Raw genomic sequence first — 15,078 nt, forward strand, 5'->3', positions numbered from 1 at the left:
GTCTGGGGCGGCTTTGTTACTGATTGCGCAAAAAGGCAACAGTTTTGTGGGAGAGAGCATCTTTTGATGTGGTTCGCTAAAAGTAAAAATAAAGCAGGGCGATGTGTGGCGGGGCTAATGCTCGCGCTATTGACTCTGCTTCCTGCGCTGACGCAGGCCCAGTCTGAGGCGTTTAGCATCAGCGATATCCGCGTCGAAGGATTGCAGCGTATTTCCCCAGGAAGTGTTTTTGCGGCGTTACCCGTCGGTGTGGGTGACGTGGCAGATACTTATGCGATCAGAGCGTCGGCTAAAAATTTATTTGCGACCGGAAATTTTGACGATATTTCGATCGGCCGAGACGGGTCGGTGCTGGTTGTCACGGTTGCCGAACGACCGAGCATCAGCGAGATCACGATCGACGGTAACAAGGCTATTGAGACCGAAGCCTTGCTAGATGGCCTAAAGGGTGCAGGCCTTTCCGTAGGTAATGTGTTCCAGCGTTCAACCCTCGAGGGGATGCAGCTCGAATTGCAGCGGCAGTATGTACTGCAGGGACGCTACGATGCACGTATTGAGGCCGAGGTTATCCCAGAGCCAAGGAATCGCGTCTCGATTGCCATTGATGTCAATGAAGGAACGGTCGCCTCGATAAAGCACATCAATGTCGTTGGCAATACCATCTACACGGACGAGGAACTCCGCGAAATTTTTGAGTTGAAGACAACTGGCTGGCTGTCTTTTTTCACCAGTGATGACAAATACTCCAAAGAAAAATTAACCTCCGACTTTGAAGCACTGAGTTCATACTACCTTGATCGGGGTTATCTAGAATTCAATATCGATTCGACACAGATCGCCATTTCCCCGGGTATGGAGGCGGTTTACATCACGGCAAATGTCACCGAGGGCGAAAAATTCACAGTGAGTGAAGTTGGGCTTTCTGGGGACTTGGTTCTGCCTGAGGAAGACCTCAAACGCTTTTTGCTGGTGCAGCCTGGGCAAGTCTATTCTCAAACCTTGATTACCACGACTGAGGAGTACCTAACCCGTCGCCTTGGTAACGAAGGTTACAATTTTGCTACGGTTACGGGCATTCCTGAGGTTGAGGAAGACAGTCAGGTGAAAATCAAGTTCTTCGTTGACCCTGGCAAGCGAACCTACGTCAGAAGAATTGATTTTAGCGGTAACCTAGACACTTCCGATGACGTACTCCGTCGAGAAATGCGTCAGATGGAGTCAGCCCCAGCGTCGGCCTCTGCCATTGAGCAAGGGCGAATTCGTTTGCAGCGATTGGGATTTTTCAAAACCGTAGAGGCTGATACTGAGGAAGTCGCAGGCTCCGATGACCTAATCGACGTGGAATACACGGTAACCGAACAATCATTTGGTTCCATCGGCGGCAGTATTGGATACGCTCAAGATGCCGGTTTGATCCTGGGTCTGAACTTACAGCAGAACAACTTTTTGGGCACTGGCCGCAGAGTGGGCGTCAACCTTAACTCCTCGCGCTACCAAGACGTTGTCAGCCTCAACTACACGAATCCTTATTTCACTGAGGACGGAGTTAGTCGAGGTTTTAGCGTCTTCTACAGGAAGACGGACCTTTCAGAAATTAACGTGGCGAGCTACACCACCGATACCGTCGGCGCCAACATGAACTTTGGGTACCCCATTAGCGAAACTCAGCGATTGGGTTTTTCATTTGGTGTGACAGATACCAAAATCACCGCAGGGCAATATGCCGTTCAAGAGATAAAATCTAGCCCACGCTTAGAGCCTGAGGTTCAAAATTGGTACGAGAGCACGCTGCAAGCCGATGGCACCTACGCGGCTGCTGAGGTATTGCGGCCCATTGCAGAACTACCCATTACCGCGTTGACGATCCCTGATCAACTGGGCTTTTTGGATCTAAACGGCGATGAATATTTGAACTTCAGCGTCACGGGCTCTTGGCTGCAGTCAACGCTTAATCGCGGGCAACTAGCGACCCGCGGTGTTTCACAGTCAGTCGCTCTTGAAGTTGCCGTGCCACTTTCCGATTTAGAGTTTTATAAGCTCACTTATCGGGGAGAAATCTACCTACCGATTTATCAGGAGTTTGTGCTGCATTTGCGCGGTGAATTGGGCTACGGAGGCGGGTATGGTGACACCAGTGAATTGCCTTTCTATGAACATTTCTTCGCAGGTGGCTTCGGCTCCGTTAGAGGTTTCGAGGCCAATACGCTGGGCCCGCGCAGTACACCACCACTGATATACAACTCAAACAGCCCGATCACGCAGATTGACGAAAACGGCAATCCTACGCAGGTAGGTGGACCAACAGGGCGTGGCTTTGGCTACGTCGTCGATCCTCGAACGGGCAAGCTCGTTGTACAACCTATTTCGACAAGACCAGATCCTTTCGGCGGTAACGTGCTTGCCGAAGGCAGTGCTGAATTGCTCTTCCCGATGCCCTTTATTAAGGATCGAAGTTCACTGCGTTCAGCATTCTTCTTAGATGTGGGCAACGTATTCAATACCAACTGTCGCGGCAATCAGGTTAACTGTTTTGATGTCGATGCCGGTGAGCTGCGTTATTCTGTCGGCGTTGGCGTGACTTGGCTGTCTGGGTTTGGTCCGCTGACGTTTAGCTTAGCGAAACCGCTCAACGCCAGTGAGATCGATGAGCGCGAAGTTTTCCAGTTTACGCTGGGTAGAAGTTTCTAATTTTAAAAACTCTGTTAAGGGAGGTTGTTGTGAAACCATTCAATAAATTCTTGGTGTCTGCGGCACTGTTGGTACTACCCACGTTGGCGATGGCCCAGGGTAAAATCGCGGTCGTCAATCTTGAGGAAGCGATACTTCAAACTGACCTTGCGCAGCAGCGATTGGCTGAGTTTGAAAACAATGAAGGCTTCACCGGCGATAAAAATGAATTTGAAAGCTTGCGGGAAGAGCTCGACAAGCTCGTGCAAGAATTTCAACGTGACCAAGCCGCGATGAGCGAAGACCAAATGGTTGCTGCCAGACAGAAAATCTCCAGTAAAAATTCGGACCTAGAGTATGTCGCGAAGAAGCTGCAGACCCTACAGCAGCAAAATGCGCAACGCGTTTTTCAGGAGCTTGCCCCCAAAGCCCGGGAAGTCCTACGAGACATTATCACTACAGAGCAAATTGGCTTGTTGCTGCAGCAGCAAACAGTGATCCATGCCGATCTCGGTTACAGCATCACTGCTAAGGTTACCGACAAGCTAAATCAGTTGCCCGCTGAAGAGTGAAGTCAACTTCCTTTGCTGAAGCTGGGTGACATTGCTAAGCGACTGAATCTTGAGCTCCTTGGGGAGCCCGATATTGAGCTTGATGGTATTGCGCCGCTCGCAACGGCTGGCGCGTCTCAGCTTAGCTTCGTTGTTAAGGAAGTACACTTATCTCAAGCCAGCACGACGCAGGCGGGTGCACTCATCTTGCGCCCAGAATGGTCGGAGAGCTGGTCGGGGGCGACGTTACTCAGCGACAACCCTTACTTGAGCTTTGCTCACGCCACCCAACTCTTTGATGACCGCCCCGTTCCTTCTGCTGGAATCCACGCGACTGCCGTTGTTCACGACACGGCTGTCTTGGGTAGCGGGGTTAGTGTGGGTGCAAATTCCGTTTTAGAGGAGGGTGTTGTTATCGGCGATGGCGCCATGATAGGTGCCGGTGTCTATATAGGACAGCACGCTCAAGTCGGCAGCTACACACGCCTATACCCCAATACCGTTTTGTACCACCGTGTCGTGATTGGTGATCACTGTATTATTCACAGCAATGCGACGATAGGCGCTGATGGCTTCGGCTTTGCACCCTCTGAAGATGGCTGGGTGAAGATATTGCAAATGGGCGGTGTCCGAATTGGGCACCGTGTTGAGATTGGCGCTGGTTGCACGATCGATCGAGGTGCCCTTGAGGACACGGTCATTGAGGACAACGCTATTTTGGATAATCAGGTGCACCTGGCACACAACGTGCGGGTTGGACAGCGCACGGCGTTTGCTGCTTGCAGTGGTGTTGGTGGCAGTACCGTTATCGGTAAAGACTGCACCTTCGCAGGTATGGTGGGTATCAGCGATCACATCACTATTGCTGACAATGTTCACGTCAATGGGCAAGGGAGAGTCAGTAAGTCTCTCGAAGAACCTGGCTTGTACGCGTCGGGCACACCGATACAGCCCTATCGAGACTGGAGTAAGAACGCGGTTCGATTCGAGCAGCTCGCTACTCTTGCCCGTCGCGTGAAGGCCTTGGAAAAACAGTCTTTTGAAGTTACTGAGGGTGAGGAGAAAGGGTCATGATTATGGATATCGCTGCTATTCGAGAGCACCTCCCGCACCGCTATCCATTTTTGCTGGTCGATAGAGTTATGGCTTTGGAGCTTGGCGAGTCAATTCACGCCTACAAGAACCTCAGTATCAACGAGCCTTACTTTGATGGCCATTTCCCGGAAAACCCCGTTTTTCCCGGTGTCTTGTTGGTTGAAGCAATGGCACAAGCAGCGGGCATACTGGGTTTCAAAACCATGGGTAAAACACCAAAGGATGGGTCCCTTTATTACCTAGTAGGCGTAGACAAACTCCGTTTTAAACGCCCCTGCGTTCCCGGAGATTGTGTCAATCTCTACGCAAACATTGTCAGTGAGCGACGAGGTATTTGGAAGTTTGACGTGCGCTCAGAAGTCGAAGGCGCCATCTGCGCCTCGGCAACTATCCTCTGCGCAGACCGGTAGCCTGTGATCCATCCCACTGCCATTATTGATGCCAAAGCCGAAATTTCGGATTCGGTAACGGTTGGCCCCTATGTGGTGATTGGGCCAGACGTAAAGATAGGGCCTGAGACCGTCATAGAACCCCATGTGGTTATTCGCGGGCCCACAACGATTGGCGCCAGAAACCACATATACCAGTTTAGTACCGTGGGGGAGGCTACGCCGGACCTCAAGTACCATGATGAGCCGACTGAATTACTGATCGGTAATGACAACATCATTCGCGAGAATGTCACCATTCACCGAGGTACTGTGCAGGATCGTGGCATCACCCAATTAGGGGATCACAATCTGATCATGGCATACGTTCATGTGGGTCACGATAGTGTGGTCGGTAACAACACGATTCTTGTAAACAACACTGCGCTGGCGGGTCATGTCGTAGTGGGCGATTGGGCTATTCTCAGTGGTTATACGCTGGTGCACCAGTTCTGCAAAATCGGAGCCCACAGCTTCAGTGGTATGGGCACTGCCATAGGAAAAGATGTGCCCGCCTTCGTAACCGTAGCGGGCAGTCCTGCTGAGGCTAAGACTATTAACTCGGAAGGTTTGCGAAGGCGAGGTTTTAGTAGTCATACCGTAGCGGAGTTGCGGCGAGCTTATAAAATTATCTATCGGCAGGGCCTGACTCTCGACAGCGCTGTACAGCGCTTGGAGGGGATGGTCAAAGAAACTCCCGAATTACAGATGCTTGTCGACAGCCTGATCAATTCAGAGCGTGGCATCGTCCGCTGATTGGGGGCGAGCACGTCATGCGTCTCGGGATTCTGGCAGGTGAGGCTTCAGGAGACATCCTAGGGGCGTCGGTGGCAAAAGAGCTGCGGCGGCGTCACTCACACTTGCAGCTCCGAGGTATTGGCGGTGACGGATTAGCGGAACAGGGTTTAGTTTCATCACACCCAATGGATCGTCTCTCGGTCTTTGGCATCGTCGAGCCGCTCAAGCGTCTTCCTGAATTGCTCAAAGTCAGACGTCAGGCCTTCGAACAGCAAGTAAACTGGCGTCCCGACTGCTTTCTTGGGATAGACAGTCCTGATTTTAATCTTACTCTGGAAGGGCAGTTGCGCGCTCAAGGCCTAACAACGGCGCACCTTGTGAGCCCTTCTGTCTGGGCATGGCGGCCGGGGCGAGTTAGGAAAATTGCAACAGCGGTTGATCTAATGCTGTGTTTGCTCCCGTTTGAAACTCGGTTTTATGAGGCCGCGGGGGTGCCGGCGATTTGTGTTGGCCATCCTCTGATTGAGGAACTCACTGAGTTGCCCAGTAGGGCAGTGCAGCGGGCAAAATTTGGATTGCAAAACGATGCCAAAGTGCTTGCGGTATTGCCCGGAAGTCGCGCCGGGGAGGTGGCGTCACTGATGGCTATTTACGGCCAGACCATGGCAGCGTTGGCATCCCAGCACCGAAATCTCCATTTTCTTATCCCGGCGGCGAATGATGATCGCAGGCGCCAAATTGAGGCGGTTACACAGGCGCTTGAGCTTTCTGTGACGGTTATCTCAGGGCAAGGTAGGGAGGCAATGCTGGCCAGCGATGCTGTACTGCTGGCGTCAGGTACGGCGACGCTTGAGGCCATGTTACTTCGCAGACCTATGGTGGTGGCTTACCGCATGCCCTGGTTGTCTTGGCAAATTTTGTCACGCATGGCGATCACCCCTTTTGTCGGGCTGCCCAATGTCCTCGCAGGTCGGGAGGTGGTGCCGGAGCTACTTCAGGATGCAGCGATCCCCGGGGAATTGGTGCGTCAGGTGGAAACTGTCTTGGAGCGTGGGATGGAACAACAGATTCCCGTATTTGATGAGTTGGCTGCGCAGATTGGTGGTGGCTTTGCTGATCGCAGTGCAAATGCCCTCGATAGTCTGGTGGATTCGAAGCGTGGTTGAGATAGTGGGAGCTCCGGAGTCTGAAACTCCCTACCACTGGATTGCCGGCGTCGATGAGGTTGGCCGAGGGCCCTTGGCGGGTGATGTCGTGGCAGCGGCCGTCATCTTTCGCGGCCAGGCTCCAGCAGGGGTCACAGATTCAAAAAAATTATCGGCAAAGCGTCGTGAGCAGCTTGCGGCGGCTATCAAATCTAGCGCTCATGCTTGGTGTGTTGCCCGAGCATCAGTGGCAGAAATCGACTCGCTCAACATTTTACAGGCGTCATTATTGGCCATGCACAGAGCGGTCGATGGTCTGTCATTGATGCCCGATTTAGTGTTAGTCGATGGCAATCGATTGCCTGACTGGTCTTACAATGCTAAGCCGATCATCGGCGGTGATGCTCTTGAAGTCAGTATTGGTGCGGCTTCAATTTTGGCAAAGGTACAAAGAGATGCTGAAATGATGGCGTTAGACGATCAGTATCCTGGCTATGGATTTGCCCGTCATAAGGGTTACCCCACCCGCGAACATATGGCTGCCCTGGCAAGCTTGGGAGTGACGCCGTGGCATAGAAAGAGCTTTGCGCCTGTAAAACGCTTGCTTACCTAGTCCACTGTCCTATAGCGTCTGCCTATGAAGCAATTTGTACACTTACGTCTGCACACCGAGTTCTCTCTGGTCGATGGTTTGGTCAGGATACCCAAGCTTATGGCTGAAGTGGCGGCTCAGGGTATGCCCGCGGTTGCCGTGACCGATGCCACTAACTTTTACGGTTTAATTAAAGCCTACAAGGCTGCTCAGCAGGCCGGATTGAAATTAATTGTGGGCGTTGATTTATGGGTCGAGGACCCTGAGGATCGCGACCGCCCTAAGCCCATATCGCTGCTGGCGATGAATGAGCAAGGTTATCAGAACCTGACACTGCTGATTTCGAAAGCCTGGCGTGAAGGGCAGTATCACGGTTCCCCTCGAATAGACCGGGACTGGCTGGACGCACATGCTGCGGGTGTTTTGGCCTTGTCCGGAGGTTGTCAGGGCGAGTTTGGTCAGTTACTCATCAACGGCCATGAGGAGGAAGCTCGCGCCTCGCTACAGCGATGGATGACGACATTTCCCGGTCGATTTTACATCGAGGTGCATCGTACCGGTCGTTTGGGTGAGGAGGATTACTTGCATGCGGCGGTTAAACTCGCGGCCGAACTGGGGTGTCCAGTCGTTGCGACCAATGATGTGCGATTTTTAACATCGGATGAATTTGAGGCCCACGAGGCCAGAGTGTGCATCGGTTATGGCCGCACCCTCGATGACCCCCGCAGACCTCGGCAATATTCTGAGCAGCAATACTTACGCTCTCCTGAAGAGATGATTGAGTTGTTCAGTGACTTACCTGAAGCACTCACCAATACCGTCGAAATCGCCAAGCGTTGTTCCGTTACTATTCCCTTGGGTGAGCCCAGCCTTCCGGATTTTCCTGTCCCCGACGGCACTACAATCGAAGACTACCTGAGCCAGCTGTCCCATGAAGGTTTGAATCGGCGCCTCGAGCAGCTGCAGCTCACTGACCCTGCAACGGTTACAGAGTATCGAGAGCGGCTAGATTTTGAGTTGGGCGTCATCAATGAAATGGGCTTTCCCGGCTACTTTTTGGTGGTTATGGACTTCATTCGTTGGGGTAAACAGCAGGGCATTCCAGTGGGCCCCGGTCGCGGTTCGGGGGCAGGTTCTCTCGTCGCGTATGTCTTGGAAATTACAGATCTCGATCCTCTGGCTTACGATTTGCTGTTCGAGAGATTCCTCAACCCCCAGCGTGTATCGATGCCCGATTTCGACGTTGATTTTTGTATGGATCGTCGCGACGAGGTCATTGAGTACGTGGCAGATACCTACGGCAGGGAGGCGGTCTCTCAAATCATAACCTTCGGTACCATGGCTGCAAAAGCGGTGGTTCGAGATGTCGCGAGGGTGCAGGATAAGCCCTACGGCCTCGCCGATAAAATGTCCAAACTCATTCCTTTTGAGGTGGGCATTACCCTAGAAAAAGCGCTCGAACAAGAAGACGCTTTGGTTCAGTTGCTAAAAGACGATAGTTCGGCCCAAGAGATTTGGGATATGGCGGTCCAGCTGGAGGGGGTGACCCGGAACGTTGGAAAGCATGCGGGTGGTGTGGTGATCGCGCCCTCTCGATTGACAGATTTTTCACCGCTTTATTGTGATGAAGAGGGTGGGGGCCTCGTTACCCAGTATGACAAGAATGATGTTGAGGAGGCTGGTCTTGTAAAGTTCGACTTCCTGGGTCTTCGTACGCTTACAATTATCGACTGGGCGGTCGCTATGATCAACAAAGCCCGCGCCCATGAGCCGGGTGTAAAACTCGATATCAGCGAAATCCCCCTTGATGACCCCAAGGTATTTACCCTGCTCAAATCCGCTGAAACTACGGCGGTTTTTCAGCTTGAATCTAGGGGGATGAAAGATTTAATTAAACGCCTTCAGCCCGACTCCTTTGAGGACATTATTGCCCTAGTTGCCCTATTTAGACCGGGTCCACTGCAGTCTGGCATGGTAGATAACTTTATCAACCGTAAGCACGGCCGTGAGGCCCTGGCGTATCCGGATGCGTCCTATCAGCACAACTCTTTGCAGCCTATTTTAGAGCCTACTTACGGCATTATCTTGTATCAGGAACAAGTGATGCAGATTGCTCAGGAGCTGGCGGGCTACACCCTAGGTGGTGCTGATCTTTTGCGGCGTGCCATGGGTAAGAAAAAGCCAGAAGAAATGGCCAAGCAGCGGTCAGTTTTCGAGGAAGGGGCCAGTGCCAAAGGCGTCGACCCTAACTTGGCTATGAAAATCTTTGACTTGGTGGAAAAGTTTGCTGGCTACGGTTTCAACAAATCACACTCAGCGGCTTATGCGTTGGTGTCCTATCAAACTGCTTGGTTAAAAACACACTTTCCCGCGGAGTTCATGGCTGCGGTCATGAGCTCAGAACTTGATAACACAGACAAACTCTTGACCTTGCGAGATGAGTGTAAATCTATGGGCGTTGTCTTACGCTTGCCTGCCGTTAACGAGGGGGCATACCTATTTACGGTCAACCCAGATAATGAAATTGTTTACGGGTTGGGGGCAATTAAGGGTTTGGGTGAGGGCCCTGTGGAAAACCTGCTGGCAGCGCGGATTTCAGGCGGCGCCTTTACCGATCTATTTGACCTCTGCTCACGGACAGACCCTCGCAAAGTTAATCGCCGCGCCCTTGAAGCGTTAATAAAAAGTGGTGCTCTTGATGGCTTTGGCGTTGAGCGATGGACTCAGCTGGCAGCCCTAGATGATGCACTGCGTGCGGCAGAGCAAACTGTGGCAAACAATGAGGCGGGTATGACCGATCTCTTTGGGGATGTCGCCCCCACCGCCGATGGTGATCCCTATGCTGAACATCGCGGGGTACGTCCTTGGACGTTGAAAGAGATTCTCAACGGTGAGAAGGAGAGTGTGGGTAGCTTTCTCAGCGGGCATCCGATTCAAGAGTATGAAACTGAGGTTCGCAAATTTGCGCCACGCCGTCTGCGGGATCTGCAACCGGACAACAACATCACTGTCGCAGGCTTAATTGTTGATATCAGGACTATAAAAACCCAAAGAGGTGTGATGGCGGTCTTAAAATTAGACGACAATACGGGACAAATCGAGTCAACGGTCTACGCAGAGGCGTACACTGAGCACAGGGAGCTTTTGGTTAAGGACCGTATTGTGTTGCTAAGTGGCCGAGTTCAAAGTGACGAATACTCGGGTGGGTTGTCCATGCGAGCTCGAGAAATTCGTTCGCTAGAGCAGGCAAGACTCTCGCGAGTCAGGGAAATACGCTTAGAGGTTTTCGATGGTGGTCTTGACCGAAAGTTGAGACAGCTGATTAAAGAGGCGTTGCTGACTTCAAGTGGAGGTGACTGTCCGGTTACGGTTGATTATTTTCAACCTAAGGGATCAGCTCGCGTAGTACTGGGAGATCAGTGGCGAGTGAATCCTAGCGACGACTTATTAGAAAGACTCAGGGGAACCGTTGGAGGAGAACATGTGGAAATTGTCTACGAGCGGTAAAGGTTTTTTAGTGGCTGTTGTATCTGCTTTATTGGTTGGCTGCGAATTCGCACCCGACTGCACCGTCAAGGAAGGGGGTGATGAGGCGTTTACTGCGGGCTGCTTGGTGATACACAACAAAAAAGTTCTATTGGTGGAAGCATTGGGTAAGTGGGGTCCACCTGGCGGCACCGTGAGATCTGGCGAGTCAGCACAGTGCGGTGCAGAACGGGAAACTTGGGAGGAGACCAACGTTGCCGTGTCCGCCCAGGACACTGCGGCCGTCTTTCAAAATGGCTTTCATTTGTATTGGTGTTCGCCTGTGGGCGAGCCAACGCCTGAGGTTCGCGCGCCCTTAGAGGTCAGCAATGTTGACTTCTTCTCCACCGAGGAGTTCGCGAATTTAAAGTGGCGCTATCCAGAACAAGCAAAAGATTTTAGTCGTATGGTAAATAAAAGGCTGAGGCGCTGAGGACATGTCTAACGATGCTATTGAAGCAGCGGTGTTTCGCCGCCTGCTTGCCCATTTGGATGGGCGTAAAGACGTTCAAAACATAGAGCTCATGACTCTCGCGGGTTTTTGCCGCAACTGCCTCTCTAAGTGGTACGTGGCTGCAGCTGAAGAGCAGGGGGAGTCGGTTGCGCTCGATCACGCTCGTGAGCTGGTTTATGGCATGCCCTATGGTGATTGGAAAGCAAAATACCAGACGGAGGCGACCGCCGAGCAGATGGCCGCTTTCGACGCTGCCAACGCCTCAAAGTAGCTGTGCGATAACTTCATTTACTGTCAAAACGTCAGCATATTTGGCGTTTAAATCATACAAATTGGCATCGTGCGCATTGTGGTTTCTATCGCCTACGGCCTCTCTGGGAACCACAACGCGATAGCCGTTTTGCAGGCCGTCTACGGCGGTAGCGCGAACACAGCCGCTGGTGGTCAAGCCGGTTACAACTAGTGAGTCGACACCCACTTCTTCGAGCTGGGCACCGAGAGTCGTGCCGTGAAAAGCACTGGCGTGGGTTTTTTCAATGACAATATCAGAGTCAATCATTGGCAACCGGGCATCGAACTTGACCCAGTCCGACTCCGGCGTCAGTAACTCAAGAGCGGGTAGGCGGTCACGAAATACCCGCGCCTGCTGCTCATTTCTAAAAATGACGGTGGTCAGAAATACGGGGAGGTTGCGTTCGTGGAAGGCTTTCATCAGCGTGATATTGCTGGTGACCACGCTATCGGCATCGGTACCAAGAGGACACGCTGGATCGGTAAAACCGTTCACAACGTCTACGATGACTAGGGCCGGTTGATGACCCAGCCCCAGTGGTTTTCGCTGCAATACTTTTGCTGGCTTCAAGAATTTCCCCTTCAGACGCCGGATACCAAAGAGCAACAATAACCCTGACTCCCCGGTACATTACCTCGCCGTCGATAAACTTTCACGAGTAATTTGGCAAAAAATGAGCTGCTATGGAGTCTCAGTCAGCGCTAACGGGGTCCACTGTGTGGTGCTGACCGTACAACGGCTGTTATTCTAAACGTCAGCAACGCTTTTTGGCCGTTGGATATTTTTCGCTACGCTCAAAGGGTTACCGGATGCTGTTTTACCGTGACAACAGAGAGGTCGTCATGACTAACCAAATTTTGATTAAAGAAGTGGCGCCTCGAGATGGTTTACAAGCCCAGCCGCAGCAATTAACTCTCGAGCAGCGGCAACGCCTGATTGAGAGCCTTGCCGTGACCGGCGTTCCTGAACTTGAGATTGGCAGTTTTGTCTCTCCAAAAGCCGTACCTCAAATGGCTGGAACCGATGTCTTGGCGGCGCAGCTACCCACTGCTGATTTGGCTTATTCCGTGCTAGTGCCGAATATGAAAGGCTATGAACTGGCGTTGGCCGCGGGTATGCGGACTTACGCTATCGCCATATCCGCAACGGAGCAAATGAATCAAAACAACATTAAAAAGAGTCTTGAAGAGACGTTTTTAATGGCAGAGGACATTCTCCAGCGCGCCCAGAGCGATGGAGTCGATATTCATGTTTATCTCGCGGTTTCCTTTGTTTGCCCCTACGAAGGCCCTGTTGCCCCGAAAACTGTTTTGGCACAGGTAGAGCGCCTGATGCGCGGTAATCCGGCTCGCCTGATGATCGCAGATACGATTGGCGCAGCGAACCCGAAAGAGGTACATGACCTTATGTCGACGCTGGTGTCTCGCTATGGTCATCAAGATCTTGGCTGTCACTTTCACGATACTCGGGCTCTTGCTATTGCGAATGTTTACGCAGCAATTGAAGCTGGGATTCGTCAGTTTGATAGTTCAGCGGGTGGGTTAGGTGGCTGTCCATTTGCGCCTGGCGCTAAGGGCAATGTAGCGACTGAAGATGTGGTGCTGCTGTGTGAATCTATGGGCTATAAAACTGGGATTCAGATGCCGAAATTGCTTGAGTCGGTGGCTTTGCTTAGTGAGTTGTTCGGTGCTCCGCAGGGGGGGCGCAGTCATTATTGGCTCAGTCGTCAATCGGCCTAATTGTTGGTAATGGATGTCTCGCAGGCCATTGAAGGTCGCCGCAGCATTCGAGCTTTCGATGCCGATCGAGACGTCGCTAGTACGCTGATTACCTCGATTCTTGGTACTGCCAGTCGGGCTCCTTCGGGCTCTAATATTCAGCCTTGGCATGTGTATGTGGTGACGGGTGCCGCTAAAAATCGAATTACCGAAGCATGTACCGCGCGTTACCTCTCGGGGGACGAGGGGAAGTCGGAGTATCACTATTATCCCCAAGCCTGGCGACAACCTTATATCGGCCGACGGCGACAAACCGGTTTTGGGTTGTACGGCCTGTTGGGAATCGACAAGGCCGATACCGCCGCGGTGCAAGATTATCGTGTGACCAACTATCAGTTCTTTGGGGCCCCGGTGGGCCTGTTCTTTACGATTGACCGTGATATGGAACTGGGCAGCTGGCTCGATTACGGCATGTTCATTCAGAGCGTCATGTTAAGCGCTCGGGGTGCAGGGCTTGAAACCTGTGCTCAGGCTGCTTTTTGTCCTTATTACGATTCAGTGATGCCACTATTGGGTGCCCCAGATGAACAGATGCTAGTTTGTGGAATGTCCTTGGGCTACCCCCTGAGTGAGGCGATCATTAACGGTTACCGTACCGAGCGTATCGCTGTCGAGGCATTCACGACCTTTGTCACTGACTAGGTTAAGACGCTCTGGCGACCATCTGTTTGGCAATGATCATGCGCTGTATCTCGTTGGTGCCTTCACCGATGCACAGCAGCGGTGCGTCTCGGTAGAAACGCTCGATCTCATACTCTGGAGAGTAGCTGTAGCCGCCAAAGACTCGCATGGCATCCAAACTGTTTTGCACGGCTGATTCCGAGGCGAAAAATTTAGCTTGGCCCGCCTCAAGGTCGCAGCGTTCCCCCTGGTCAAATTTATTGGCCGCTTGCTTAACCAGTAATTCCGCTGCGGCAGCGCGGGTAGACATCTCTGCAAGCTTCAGTTGAATAGCCTGATGTTCTGCAATTGGCTTTCCGAATGTCTTGCGATCCATCGCATAGCGCAGTGCCATTTCGGTCGCGCCTTTAGCCATGCCTGCTCCTCTGGCAGCGATGTTAATTCGACCGAGTTCCAGTCCCCCGGCAACCTGCTGGAAACCACGACCTTCTTCGCCACCGATGAGGTTATCCGCTGAGACGTGGAAATCGTCGAAAATTAATTCCGCACTGTCGATGGCTCGATAGCCCAGTTTCTTGAGCTTCTTGCCCACCGAGAAGCCCTCACCTTTTTCACAAAGAAACAAAGACATACCGCGGTGTCTAGGTTCAATGTCAGGGTCGGTTTTGGTCAATACCGCGAGGCAGTTACCGTTGATGCCATTAGAGATCCAGGTTTTGGTGCCATTTAAAACGTAATGGTCACCTTGGCGCTTAGCCTGGAGTCGAATGCCCTGGAGGTCAGAGCCAGCATCAGGCTCTGTCAGGCCAATGCCGCCCCTTAACTCACCTGTGGCAAAACGTGGTAAGTAGTATTCTTTTTGCGCTTCGGTGCCGCCGCGCTCAACGCAATTGGCCATGATGAGGTGCGAGTTAAAAATGCCGGATGGTGCCATCCAGACTTCACAAATTCGCGAGACGATTTTGGCGTAGGTACTGGCGCTCAACCCCAGCCCACCGTACTGCTCAGAGATGGTGGCGCCAAACAGCCCAAGCCCTTTCATCTGCTCTACAAGTTCGCTGGGGTATTCGTCGGCTTGATCAAACTCTCTAGCGATAGGCCGCAGCTCCCGTTCTACCCATTTGTCGATCGTTGCGAGAATTTGCTGTTCAGTGTCGTGTTCTGTGGTCATGCTAACTCCAAAGGTGAACAA

At 52.3% G+C, this 15,078-nt stretch carries 14 protein-coding genes; 12 read left to right on the forward strand and 2 right to left on the reverse strand.

Annotated elements, in window-relative coordinates:
• The first annotated feature begins 117 nt into the window (after nt 1–117).
• The 10 genes from bamA to ACMAZB_RS04480 are packed head-to-tail and all read left to right on the forward strand — an operon-like array spanning nt 118 to nt 11,466.
• Nucleotides 118–2,688, forward strand: a complete 2,571-nt coding sequence (bamA, locus tag ACMAZB_RS04435) for an outer membrane protein assembly factor BamA (protein WP_435219567.1) — start codon at nt 118–120, stop codon at nt 2,686–2,688.
• Between the two features lie 29 nt (nt 2,689–2,717).
• Nucleotides 2,718–3,239: an OmpH family outer membrane protein gene (locus tag ACMAZB_RS04440; RefSeq protein WP_435219568.1), complete on the forward strand. Its 522-nt coding sequence runs from the start codon at nt 2,718–2,720 to the stop codon at nt 3,237–3,239.
• Nucleotides 3,240–3,251: 12 nt separating this feature from the next.
• Nucleotides 3,252–4,292 (forward strand): UDP-3-O-(3-hydroxymyristoyl)glucosamine N-acyltransferase, encoded by a 1,041-nt coding sequence (gene lpxD, locus ACMAZB_RS04445; protein WP_435219569.1) that lies wholly within the window; start codon nt 3,252–3,254, stop codon nt 4,290–4,292.
• The gene (gene fabZ / locus ACMAZB_RS04450) at nt 4,292–4,723 is read left to right on the forward strand and encodes a 3-hydroxyacyl-ACP dehydratase FabZ (protein ID WP_435220058.1); all 432 of its coding nucleotides are present in this window, start codon (nt 4,292–4,294) and stop codon (nt 4,721–4,723) included. Before lpxD ends, fabZ begins: the two co-directional genes overlap by 1 nt.
• 3 nt (nt 4,724–4,726) lie before the next feature.
• Entirely contained in the window at nt 4,727–5,497 is a 771-nt protein-coding gene (gene lpxA, locus ACMAZB_RS04455) for an acyl-ACP--UDP-N-acetylglucosamine O-acyltransferase (protein ID WP_435219570.1), read from the forward strand.
• A 17-nt stretch (nt 5,498–5,514) separates the two neighbouring features.
• Nucleotides 5,515–6,645, forward strand: a complete 1,131-nt coding sequence (gene lpxB / locus ACMAZB_RS04460) for a lipid-A-disaccharide synthase (protein ID WP_435219571.1) — start codon at nt 5,515–5,517, stop codon at nt 6,643–6,645.
• Nucleotides 6,638–7,237, forward strand: a complete 600-nt coding sequence (gene rnhB / locus ACMAZB_RS04465) for a ribonuclease HII (protein WP_435219572.1) — start codon at nt 6,638–6,640, stop codon at nt 7,235–7,237. The genes lpxB and rnhB overlap by 8 nt, the downstream gene beginning before the upstream one ends.
• A 24-nt stretch (nt 7,238–7,261) precedes the next feature.
• Entirely contained in the window at nt 7,262–10,723 is a 3,462-nt protein-coding gene (gene dnaE / locus ACMAZB_RS04470) for a DNA polymerase III subunit alpha (RefSeq protein WP_435219573.1), read from the forward strand.
• Nucleotides 10,698–11,174: an NUDIX domain-containing protein gene (locus ACMAZB_RS04475; RefSeq protein WP_435219574.1), complete on the forward strand. Its 477-nt coding sequence runs from the start codon at nt 10,698–10,700 to the stop codon at nt 11,172–11,174. Before dnaE ends, ACMAZB_RS04475 begins: the two co-directional genes overlap by 26 nt.
• 4 nt (nt 11,175–11,178) lie before the next feature.
• A complete protein-coding gene (locus ACMAZB_RS04480; protein WP_435219575.1) occupies nt 11,179–11,466 on the forward strand; it encodes a DUF1244 domain-containing protein in 288 nt (95 codons plus the stop codon).
• Here the strand turns inward: ACMAZB_RS04480 and ACMAZB_RS04485 are convergent.
• Nucleotides 11,458–12,057: an isochorismatase family protein gene (locus ACMAZB_RS04485; RefSeq protein ID WP_435219576.1), complete on the reverse strand. Its 600-nt coding sequence runs from the start codon at nt 12,055–12,057 to the stop codon at nt 11,458–11,460. The genes ACMAZB_RS04480 and ACMAZB_RS04485 overlap by 9 nt on opposite strands.
• 272 nt (nt 12,058–12,329) lie before the next feature.
• Here ACMAZB_RS04485 and ACMAZB_RS04490 point away from each other — a divergent pair, with 272 nt between their 5' ends.
• Both ACMAZB_RS04490 and ACMAZB_RS04495 read left to right on the forward strand, forming a co-directional pair.
• Complete coding sequence (locus tag ACMAZB_RS04490; protein WP_435219577.1) at nt 12,330–13,226, forward strand: hydroxymethylglutaryl-CoA lyase; 897 nt, start codon at nt 12,330–12,332, stop codon at nt 13,224–13,226.
• A 9-nt stretch (nt 13,227–13,235) separates the two neighbouring features.
• A complete protein-coding gene (locus ACMAZB_RS04495) occupies nt 13,236–13,907 on the forward strand; it encodes a nitroreductase (RefSeq protein ID WP_435219578.1) in 672 nt (223 codons plus the stop codon).
• Nucleotide 13,908: 1 nt separating this feature from the next.
• Here ACMAZB_RS04495 and ACMAZB_RS04500 read toward each other — a convergent pair whose 3' ends face one another.
• Nucleotides 13,909–15,057 (reverse strand): acyl-CoA dehydrogenase family protein, encoded by a 1,149-nt coding sequence (locus ACMAZB_RS04500; RefSeq protein WP_435219579.1) that lies wholly within the window; start codon nt 15,055–15,057, stop codon nt 13,909–13,911.
• Between the last annotated feature and the right edge of the window lie 21 nt (nt 15,058–15,078).

Origin of the sequence: Luminiphilus sp. nBUS_07, assembly GCF_051201685.1 — a bacterium.
Taxonomy (GTDB): Bacteria; Pseudomonadota; Gammaproteobacteria; order Pseudomonadales; family Halieaceae; genus Luminiphilus.